The organism is Paraclostridium sp. AKS73, assembly GCF_025671395.1.
In the GTDB taxonomy this organism is placed as follows: domain Bacteria; phylum Bacillota; class Clostridia; order Peptostreptococcales; family Peptostreptococcaceae; genus Paraclostridium; species Paraclostridium benzoelyticum.
This window is the reverse complement of sequence record NZ_JAIXHU010000036.1, coordinates 24,523-34,783: the sequence shown is the minus strand read 5'-3', so window position 1 is coordinate 34,783 and position 10,261 is coordinate 24,523. Positions and strand designations below refer to the sequence as shown.

General features: G+C 26.4%; 11 protein-coding genes and 1 riboswitch. Of the genes, 1 reads left to right on the top strand and 10 read right to left on the bottom strand.

All coding sequences use genetic code 11. The features are described from left to right. Positions 1 to 7 precede the first annotated feature (7 nt). The 6 genes from LEQ07_RS15865 to LEQ07_RS15840 all read right to left on the bottom strand — a co-directional run bounded on the left by LEQ07_RS15865 (position 8) and on the right by LEQ07_RS15840 (position 5,441). Positions 8 to 268, bottom strand: coding sequence for a hypothetical protein (locus LEQ07_RS15865; protein ID WP_263331401.1), 261 nt, complete (start codon positions 266 to 268; stop codon positions 8 to 10). A gap of 503 nt (positions 269 to 771) precedes the next feature. Continuing rightward, a complete protein-coding gene (gene cspC / locus LEQ07_RS15860; protein WP_263331400.1) occupies positions 772 to 2,268 on the bottom strand; it encodes a bile acid germinant receptor pseudoprotease CspC in 1,497 nt (498 codons plus the stop codon). Next, positions 2,265 to 2,456, bottom strand: coding sequence for a hypothetical protein (locus tag LEQ07_RS15855; protein WP_263331399.1), 192 nt, complete (start codon positions 2,454 to 2,456; stop codon positions 2,265 to 2,267). Before LEQ07_RS15855 ends, cspC begins: the two co-directional genes overlap by 4 nt. Before the next feature lie 15 nt (positions 2,457 to 2,471). Next, positions 2,472 to 4,271, bottom strand: a complete 1,800-nt coding sequence (locus LEQ07_RS15850) for a S8 family peptidase (RefSeq protein WP_263331398.1) — start codon at positions 4,269 to 4,271, stop codon at positions 2,472 to 2,474. A gap of 370 nt (positions 4,272 to 4,641) precedes the next feature. Next, on the bottom strand, positions 4,642 to 4,935 hold the full coding sequence (locus LEQ07_RS15845; protein ID WP_263331397.1) for a hypothetical protein: 294 nt from the start codon (positions 4,933 to 4,935) through the stop codon (positions 4,642 to 4,644). Positions 4,936 to 5,072: 137 nt separating this feature from the next. Beyond that, on the bottom strand, positions 5,073 to 5,441 hold the full coding sequence (locus tag LEQ07_RS15840) for a VOC family protein (protein ID WP_021433496.1): 369 nt from the start codon (positions 5,439 to 5,441) through the stop codon (positions 5,073 to 5,075). Positions 5,442 to 5,594: 153 nt separating this feature from the next. Here LEQ07_RS15840 and LEQ07_RS15835 point away from each other — a divergent pair, with 153 nt between their 5' ends. Further along, a complete protein-coding gene (locus LEQ07_RS15835) occupies positions 5,595 to 5,918 on the top strand; it encodes a winged helix-turn-helix transcriptional regulator (protein WP_263331396.1) in 324 nt (107 codons plus the stop codon). A 37-nt stretch (positions 5,919 to 5,955) separates the two neighbouring features. Here the strand turns inward: LEQ07_RS15835 and LEQ07_RS15830 are convergent, their stop codons facing one another. The 4 genes from LEQ07_RS15830 to LEQ07_RS15825 all read right to left on the bottom strand — a co-directional run bounded on the left by LEQ07_RS15830 (position 5,956) and on the right by LEQ07_RS15825 (position 10,117). Further along, a complete protein-coding gene (locus LEQ07_RS15830; protein ID WP_442952435.1) occupies positions 5,956 to 6,501 on the bottom strand; it encodes a class I SAM-dependent methyltransferase in 546 nt (181 codons plus the stop codon). Positions 6,502 to 6,518: 17 nt separating this feature from the next. Continuing rightward, entirely contained in the window at positions 6,519 to 6,923 is a 405-nt protein-coding gene (locus tag LEQ07_RS23195) for a methyltransferase (protein WP_442952434.1), read from the bottom strand. A 46-nt stretch (positions 6,924 to 6,969) separates the two neighbouring features. Continuing rightward, complete coding sequence (locus tag LEQ07_RS21945) at positions 6,970 to 7,116, bottom strand: hypothetical protein (protein WP_332843270.1); 147 nt, start codon at positions 7,114 to 7,116, stop codon at positions 6,970 to 6,972. 181 nt (positions 7,117 to 7,297) lie between these two features. Beyond that, complete coding sequence (locus LEQ07_RS15825; protein WP_263331395.1) at positions 7,298 to 10,117, bottom strand: SpaA isopeptide-forming pilin-related protein; 2,820 nt, start codon at positions 10,115 to 10,117, stop codon at positions 7,298 to 7,300. Positions 10,118 to 10,164: 47 nt separating this feature from the next. Continuing rightward, positions 10,165 to 10,248: riboswitch (cyclic di-GMP riboswitch) on the bottom strand. Positions 10,249 to 10,261 lie beyond the last annotated feature (13 nt).

Sequence of the window (10,261 nt, the reverse complement as noted above, 5' to 3'; positions counted from 1 at the left end):
AATATAATTAAAATCTATAATCATATTTATTTTTAAATCTTTTTGGCCCTAAAGATATATTTTTTAATACTACTTCCTTGAAATTATTTTTATCAATTACGACATTTCCTTTTTCAAATTTAACATCTATGTTGCTATCTTTAGAAAACCAATCTTTTATAAAACTTTTCAATGCTATATCAACTATCCAATCATATAACTTTAAATCTAATAATTTAACTTCTTTAATATTTAAAATTAAATTATTATTCTTATCTACAGTTGGCAAAACTTAACTTCAATTGGAGTTGTTACACTTTTATTTACTTTATAATCAACCTTTGCAATTATTCCGCTCTCTTCTATATCTATATTTACATTGCTTATTTTATCATTTTTAGTCTGTTTTAAAAAATAGTTTATCCCATTTAAAATAGACTTTTCAGGAACTAAAAATTCACCTTTTACACCTACTGGATTATCTATTAATTCTATATTTGTCGCTTTAACTCCAGCTATATCTCTAAAGAAAGTTAAATTTTTTTCTTTTGAATTTTCAACTGCATCTTTATTATTTTCTATTTTTTAACTTGTTGATTTTGCTGTGTGTCTAATTTTTAATAGAAAATATTATAGTTGCAGATAAAATAAAAAAAATTATTATACCTAAAAAAATTTTTGTTTTTTATTTTCATTCTAATTGCTCCCCTTTAATATTAATTATTTATATAATACCCTTATTTTCAAAAAATAAAGTGTTTGAATATTATTTTTAATATTCAAACACTTTATTTATCTTAAATTCTCAGCTATACTTTCCATAGTCTTTTTAAAATTTAAAACTCCATATCCTAAATTAACATTTGGGTAACTATATATATCCTGCCTATCTGCACCTATCATTAAGTAAGTTTTTATTACTTCTGTAAATAATAAATTCCTTCCAAGATCGCTTTGAGAACTTATATACTCCATTAAAACAGATGCAACTCCACTTATGATAGAACTACTTACTCCTGTCCCAGTTCCAGCTATGTATTTATTATTTTTATAAGGTCCTATTATATCTACACCTGGAGCTACTATATCTGGTTTTAAAGGGTTTTGATTTAATGTTCCTCTTGATGACTGAATCCATATACTATCAGTATTATTATTAAATGCTCCTACAGATAATACATTTTCAGTAGCTGCAAACCAAGTTGTTGTTGAAAACGAATTTGAATTTATGAATCTTGTATCTTTATCTAATAAATTTTTATTTGGCAAAAACACATCATAGTCTCCAGATATTAAAAATTCTGGTGTTAATCTTAAAGTCCAGATTCCAGGTTTTATATCCTTTAAATTAATTACAATTTCTTCTGTCCCTGATTTAAGCCATGGGTATAAGAATCTCATATCATAATTAGTTTTTTCTATATTAAATCTACCTTTATATATAAATCTATCTGGCGAATATTTTATATCGTAGCTTAATTCTCCTGATGGAGATATTAAAGATGCATTTATTTTATCCGGTCCAACACAAGATACTATAATATCTAAGTTTTTTTGCTCTCCAACTTGTATTAATATATCTACAACATCATTAATATTTTTAATATTTCCCTTGTAATGAGTATCAGTATTTCCTTCATTGCCTAATCCGCACACAATAATTACTCCAGGAATAGTTAAGTTTTCAAATGATTCTAATAGTGTAGTTTCAACAACACCTTCACTTTTGCATGCTACTGTTAAATTTATAACCATACTTTTTTGATGTTTGTTCAAACTCTCAGTTACATATTTAATACCTGCTAAAAAATCGCTAAGTGCATAACTTATCCTTCCTTCTTTATATACACCTATTTCTTCTCTTAGCTTAACTACTATTAAGTCACTATCTATTGCAATCCCTTTATATTGTGAATTTTCATTTCCTAACCCAGCCGCTATCCCAGCTGCGAGTGTTCCTGTTCCAATACTATCTTCAGTTAAACTTGGGTCTTTTTTAGCAATATACTCATTTATCTTTTCGTTTGTAAACTCACTTCCAAAATTTAGTCCTTCAGGCGGATTCCCTTTATTAGAACTTTGATCCCAAATAGATATTATTTTTGAGGTTCCATCTTTTCTTATAAAATCATGGTGCATATAATCTATGCCCGAGTCTATAATTGCAATAACGGTATCTTTTCCAGTTGGATTTATATATGGATTTTTTTCAATGTAATCTACTCCTGAAATAGATCTAGCTGGTTTCCCATTATCAACATTGGAATCTATTTCTATAAGTGAACTCATATGAGTCGAAATTCCCCAGTCATATATGCATTCAATTTTAAAGAAAATTTCTTCATCAAATGGTCACTGACATATATAGCAACAGCTTTTTTATTTAAAATAATATAGTTATTTAGGTTTTTTTGACTTAATTGAGTTTTCAACTCCTCTTCATTTCCATTATATATGGCAACATATGATTTCCCCAAATAATCACCCCTTAACTATTTAATTTGGTCAAAAGTATTTTTTATATTTAAAACTCCATACCCATAGCTTAGATCTGGATAATTTATTTTATTATCTCTTTTAGCACCTGCACTTAAATATGTCTTTATTTTTTGAACTACAGATTTATCTTTGTAGTTTTCTTTAAAAAGTACATATTGCATTATTAAAGCAATCGATCCTGCTGTATATGATGCTGCAACACCGCTTCCGCTTACTAATGCGTATTTATCCTTTTTATATGGTGCAATTATATTTACACCTGGCGCTACTATATCTGGGCTTTCAATCCTACCTACATTTCCAATTACAGGGCCTCTTGAAGACTCTGTCCATATACTAGAATTTAAACTGTTATAAGTTCCTACTGTAACTGAGTCTTTATATATAGAAGGATATGTTAGTGTGTAATTTGGATTTCCTTCTCTAAATTTAGTTCCAGGTTTTAACAGCGAGTTGTTTGGCAAATAAACATGATATACTCCATTTGTTATAGATGATCCTATTAACCTTATTTTCCATATTCCCTTGCTTACACCTTTTAAATTTATAATTGTCATTTGTTGCCCCGAGTAATAAAGTGGATAGGTTGACCATATAGAATAATATGTATTTTCGAAATCAAATAATCCTTCTAAAACATTAAGATTAGATACAAGTGATGTTTTGCTTTCTTCTCCTGATGGAGATATAATTAAAATATTTAGTTTATCAGGTTTATCTACCCATAAATCAATTTCTATATCTTTTTCATATTCTGCTATTTCAATCTCTATATCTTTAACTTCCCCAACAAAGTTTATTTTTCCCATAGTATGAGTCTTTCCATTTCCTTCATTACCTCCTCCTGCAACTTCACATACTCTATATTCATAAAATAAATCATTGTCCATAAACCCAATACCTGGAGAAACTAAACTATTACTTCCAAAAGTTATATTCTGAATTATTGGCATATCTAATTTTTTCGCTTTTCTATAACTATAATCTATGCCACTTAAAAAAGTCCCATTATTATAAAATCCATCTATTTTTTGTAGCTTTACAACTATTAAATCAGCTCCTTCTGCAACTCCTGCATAAGACTTATTTATACTACCTAATCCTGCACATATTCCTCCTAACGCAGTCCCTATACCCTCTTCATCTGTAGATAGATTAGGATTTTTTTCAGCTATTGCCTTATTTATATCCTCTCTTTTATATTCAGTTCCTATATTAAATCCTTCTGGAGGATTTCCTTCCTTAGTTTGATCCCATAGATATAAAATTTTAGAAGTACCATCAGGGTATATAAAATCTGGATGTAAATAGTCTATTCCAGAATTCACAATGCTTATTATAACTCCTTTGCCATCTAAGTTTATATTTGGATTTGTTTTAAAGTAGTTAACTCCTATCTCTTCATTAGCTGTATATCCATTTTCTATTCCTTTAGACAAATTTGTTAGTTGAACCATTTTTGTATATCTCTGCATTTTATATATGTATTTAAAAGAATATAATTTTCCTAAGTCAATAAGTCTATCTTTTTGTATAAATACAATACCCATTCCATCTGATAGTTTATAAAACTTAAATATATTTTCTAATTTTTTTAACTGTTCTTCATACTTTGTGTAATAGTATATAATGAATATGGGCTCAAATTCATTGAAATCTATGTTGGCTTTTTGAAAATCTCTATTTTCTAAATTATTTTCTATTTTTTCATTTGATCTAAGTGAAGTTTCTATACATTTAATTTTATTGCGCTCATTAAATTTTAATTTCCAAATACCATTTTCTATAAACATTTCTGAGTTTAAACTTATATTTATTTCATTTTTTCCTTTTGCACAAACCTTTAATTTATTATTTTTAATTTGAAATTTCTTTTCTTTACAATTTATATCTATATCTTTAAATATAAAATTATAGGGATTTGTAATATCTAGATTTAGGTTTAAATTTTGATTATTTTCTAAAAACAGTTTTATATTTATTGATTTTTGATATTTATGTACATTTAATTTTAATTCTTTACTTTGTTCTAACCTAATATATAAATTGCTTTCATAGTGCTTCTGAATATCTTTTGAATCTTCTAGTGTTTTTATATTCTTTAGTTGTTTAATGGATATAATTGCATCTATATTAAATTTTTAGTAATATTGAAAATACTATCTATGAAATTTTCAATATTATTTTTTCAAGCTCTCTTATGTTTTCTTCAATATTCACTTCTATAAATATATTTTTCAAGTTTTGCTTAAATCTATTATGTTCATTATATATAATATTAACATTAAAGTCCTTTAAATTTACGTACTCTATAACTTCACTATCTAGTTTTTTATTATCAAAAACTTGAAATTCTATATAGTTCTTTATTATTTCTATACTACAATCTAATTCTTCATAAATTGACAATGTAAATTTACCGTATTGAACTGTAATTGGATACTTTATAAATTTCACCTCCCAATTAATTATTCTAATAAAATATATATGTACTTATTTTTAATGAATGATAGTTTTATGTTTATTTTAAAATAAAAAACCAGCTAAATATACTTATGTGTATATTTAGCTGGTTTTTTTATTTGCCTTTATGACTATTTTGAAGGTAAAATTTCTATCCAATAATTATCTGGGTCTGCTATAAAATATATACCCATATCTTTGTTTTCAAAACAAATGCATCCCATTTCTTTATGTAAATTATAAGCTGCATCAAAATCATCAACTCTTAATGCTAGATGGAACTCATTATCTCCTAAATTATATGCTCTATCCCATTCTTTAAGCCATGTTAGTTCTAACGTATGTGTAGTTTCTCCGTCTCCTAAATAAGATAGTATAAAACTTCCATCTTTTGCTTCATGTCTTTTTACTTCTTTAAGCCCAAGTGCCTTTTCATAAAACTCTAAACTTTTTTCTAAATTTAACACGTTTATATTATTGTGACAAAATCTAAATTTCATATATAATCCTCCCTGTATACATTAATAATTGCTTATTTAATTATACTAATATTAATTTATATTATAATCAAGTACTTACTAAAAAGTTAGTATTATGTTAAATTGTTTTATAGGTTAAAATATAGTAAAAATCCAATAAAGGTTGTGATAATTTTGATTATTAGAGATGGTAAAAAGTATGTTTGTAAATTAGATTTGGCTTTTGAAGTAATTAGAGGAAAGTGGAAGGTAATAATCCTATGTCATTTACTAGAAGGTCCTAAACGTTTTTTAGAACTACAAAGAATTACTTGTGGTGTAAGCCATAAAGTTCTAAATGAAAAATTAAAAGAAATGGAAAACGATGATTTAATATGTAAGTTAGTATATGATGAACTTCCACCTAAAGTAGAATACTATTTGACAGCAAAAGGCAATGATTATGCAAAAATACTTAAGAGTATAGAAAGTCTTGGAGATAAGTATTTCGACATATAAAAAGGAATCAATTAAGATAATTGATTCCTTTTTATATTTATATTAATTTATCATCTTTTAATAATTTTAATAAAGTTGGATTTAAATTAAACTCTTTTATAATATTATCAACTTCTTTCATTGCTCTCTCTTTCTTTTCTTGTGAAATAGAACCTTTAGAAGCTCTTATTAAAATATTTTTAGGCGAATGTGCTATATCTATAAATTCAAGAATTTGTGTTTTATATCCTAATGCTTCTAATAAATTTCCTCTAACCGCATCTGTCATAAGAGCTGATACTCTTTCCTTTATAATCCCATACTTAGTTAATATCGAAAACTCATCAGAATTTATCTGTTCATTAAATTCATGCTGACAACAAGGGACTGAGAAAATCATTTTTGTATTCCACTTCACAGCATTATAAAGTGCATAATCTGTAGCTGTATCACATGCATGTAAAGTTATAACCATATCCACATTATCAGTGTACTTATATCCATTTATATCTCCAAGTTCAAATTTTAAATTTTGATAATTATATTTTTGAGCTATATCATTACATTTCTTTATAACATCTGCTTTTAAATCTAACCCAATCATTTTTACATTTATTTTTTTTATCTCAACAAATAGTAGTAAAGTACAAATGTTAAATATGATTTTCCGCATCCAAAATCTAATATAGTCAATTCTTTATAATCATTTTTCTTTATCTCATCATCAATTATTTCAATAAATCTATTTATTTGTTTATACTTATCGTATTTAGATTTAACTACTTTTCCTTCTTGTGTAAATACACCTAAATCTATTAAAGGCTGTATTAACATACCTTCTTTAAGTATATAATTTTTTTCTCTATTATGACTTTTATTTACTAAGTTTTCATTACTGCTTTTTTTCTTACCTAGAAATACCTTGCCTTTCTTAGATATTTTCAAATCATAATTAGTGTTTTCAGACCAAGCAGCTACTTGTTTATAATTCTCAAAAGTCATTTCAAATAATTTTGTTTCTATCATTTCTAACTCTATATTTTCATGAAAACTTGTTTATCTGTATATTTTTCTATCTGATAGTATTCCTTATTATTTTTCCCTTTAATTCAATATTAATTTTATTATATTTAACATCTTTATTTAGCTTATTACTAATAACAACTTTTAAAAGCTTTTCATTTGTTATTTCTTTAATCTTAATCTTTAATTCTTCCATAATGTCACACCTTATCATTCCTAATTTTAGTTTTTGATACAACAAATACTATTATATATTACAAGTCTAATAAGTTAAACTATTTTGTATAAATGTATCTATTATTATTCAATCAATAATGTATATTAAAAATAAAGTAGAGTACTAAAATAAATTAATACTCTACTTTATTTTTAAACCTTTACTTTCTTCTTTTATTGAAAGTACTTGCTGCTAATCCTATAGTTGAAACTGTAAATAACCCTATATACGGTAACATACTATTATCATATGTTTGTGGACTACTTGAATTTTTTGATTCATAACTAGTCTTATTATCAGAGCTATTTATTTTATCTTTTTGACTATCATCTTTCCCTTGGTTTGAACTAGTTATATTTTCTTCATTCTTTGAGTTAGAATCATCTTTTTTAATTTCCGCTACAACTATAGGATCATTTGTAACTATTTTACTTATTGCTTGATTTTCTTCCTTTATTTCAAATATATACAATTTATCGTCTATTTTGTATCCCTCTGGTGCTTTTGTTTCTTGGTAATAGTAGTTTCCATATCCTAAGTTATCGAATTCTACTTTTCCTTCTTTATTTGTCATAGCTTTCGCTATTTCTTTTTTATTACTATCAAATATAGTAAACTCTGTATTCGCTAATACTTTTTTACTATCCTTTGAATCTGTCTTTGTTATCTCTATCTTTCCTTTTATTGCATCATTTTTAACAACTAAGTTGATATCTGAATCGGAATCTAATTTTATTTCAAATTGTATAGGATCAGTGTTTAAAATGTATCCTTGTGGTGCTTTTTTTTCAACTGCTTTATATTTACCTGGTGAAAGATTTAAATTAGCTATTCCGTCTTTACCTGTTGTTACACTTGTTACTTTCCTTCCACTTGAGTTTTGAATCTCAAATACTGCACCTTCTAATACTTTTTTCTCATTATCTGAATCAACTTTTTTTATAGTTGCATTATGATTAGATTGTGTGTTTAGTATATTTCCTAAATCTACAGTAGTTCCTATTTGGTTTTCATTTATACTGAATTTTATCTCTTTACTATCTAAGTTATATCCTTTAGGAGCTTTTATCTCCCTTAAGTAATATACTCCTGGATTATCTATTGAGTTTGATAATATTCCATTTGAATCACTATTTAATGTAGCTATAACCTTTTTATTACTATCCATTAAATTAAAAGTTGCTCCTAAAAGTGGGGATTTTGTTGTACTATCAATTTTTTTTGCAGTAAATCTATAACCTTTTTTCGTTTCAACTTTATTAGTTGTAGAGTTGTTTATCTTTGCAACATTAGTTACAATTTTCCCATCTTCAACTTTAGAAAAGTCCGTTTTTATTTTTACTTGAAGTGGTTCTCCATACTCTATTTCTTTTTTATCATTTGTAATTTTTATAGTATTGCTTTCTTTATCTATGTTTACATTAAAATGTTCTGGAGCCTCAACCCCTAAAATTTCAACCTCAGGATCTAACTTATCTGTTAGATTTAAGTATCCCTTGTTAAAATATCCATAACAGTCAAAGTCTATTGTATAATTTACTATTTGATTGTCACCTTTTTTAAGTAATGTCTTGTCTACTTTTTTTCTTGCATTTATAGCCCCTGCATTCATTTCGTATCTTACAACATTTTGAACATCTTTAGATGTGTTGTCATAACTTAATTTTGCTTTATTTGTGTAAGCCTTTTGTCTCTGTGTAACTTCTAAGTCATAATAAATTAAATAATGCTTATCTGTATTCCCTATATTAACAGTTAGCTTATTATTTTCAAATTTTATCTTATTTTTCATTTTATCTGTTACCCATTCAAAGTTATCAGATATATCATATGTACCTACCATAATACTTCCATCTACTAATTTCATTCCATCTGGAATGTTATCTTCAATAATTGCATTTGTTACACTTTGATTATTAGGATTTATATCAAGTGTATATTTAACCTTATTGTCATTAAGATTTACTATATTTATAGTATTTCCATTCTCATCTTTTGCTGTCTCACTAGTTCTACTGTATTTAGTTAACATCTTACCATCGTCTTTAGGTTTTACTATTGCTTTTGATGATAATGTTTCATCATGTTTAATTAAATATGCAACATTATCATAACGTTGCATATTTTGTCTTATTATAACGCTATAACTTACTCTATATTTGTTATAAGTAGTTCCAAAATTTACATTAATTGAATTGTTTTGCGTATTTATCTTTCCTTGAAAATCTTCTGTTACATCTTTCTCTTGTTGTCCATATTGTATTTCATAAATTTTTACAGAATCTTTAACTAACTCCATTCCGTTAGGAATAGTATCCTTTATATATGAATTATACATAGTTGCATACTTTTCATTAACATATATACTATATTTTACTTTTTTACCTATAACAGGATTATTTATATTGTTTATTAATGTTCCATTTTCATAACCATCATATCCATCTGGATTATCAACAGTTTTATAAATTTGTCTATCTGTTACAGTTGGTGGATCTACTGGTACTTTTTCATCTGGAGGAACTATTTCCACATCAATATATTGAACTGTACCATCTAAGTTAACTTCAACTCTTTGTGTTGTGTTAGTTTCAACATTTTTAGCTGTAGCCTTTACACTCATGTATCCACCTATTGCATCATTTGCGCCTTCACTAAACACAGCTGTGACAATTGTTCCATCTACAGTTACATTTTTAAAATGTTCTGGAGGATATTTAGGTTGAATATTTTCAAATACATCCGGCAATTTAAATGTTATTGTGTCTCCTGCTTTTATACTCCCTGGCCCATTTAACGCCTCGTAATTTAAATTAAACTCAACTTGTTCCCCTGATTCCAATTTTGTCTTGTTGCTTGTTAATGTCAACTTAACATTATTATTTTCAGCAAACACCGCCATCCCTGGAGATATAATGTTTAGTATTAGATTTAATATCACAATCATACTAAACATTCTATACCTTTTTTTTGTTCTCACAAAATCACCTCATCTTAATTTTTTATAAAAAGGCTATATTTATATTCAATAAATATAGCCGGTTGCACCACTAACTCCGCATACCCCAGGTGCCCACATACAGGGTATACTTCTTCGCCTCTATTTTTCTTCAATTTTCATAAT

Coding starts and splice junctions, on each gene's coding strand:
- cspC (WP_263331400.1), bottom strand. CDS start 2,268: ATGAGTTCACTTATAGAAATAGATTCCAATGTTGATAATGGGAAACCA.
- LEQ07_RS15850 (WP_263331398.1), bottom strand. CDS start 4,271: ATGTTTATAGAAAATGGTATTTGGAAATTAAAATTTAATGAGCGCAAT.
- LEQ07_RS15840 (WP_021433496.1), bottom strand. CDS start 5,441: ATGAAATTTAGATTTTGTCACAATAATATAAACGTGTTAAATTTAGAA.
- LEQ07_RS15830 (WP_442952435.1), bottom strand. CDS start 6,501: ATGATTGGGTTAGATTTAAAAGCAGATGTTATAAAGAAATGTAATGAT.
- LEQ07_RS23195 (WP_442952434.1), bottom strand. CDS start 6,923: ATGATAGAAACAAAATTATTTGAAATGACTTTTGAGAATTATAAACAA.
- LEQ07_RS21945 (WP_332843270.1), bottom strand. CDS start 7,116: ATGGAAGAATTAAAGATTAAGATTAAAGAAATAACAAATGAAAAGCTT.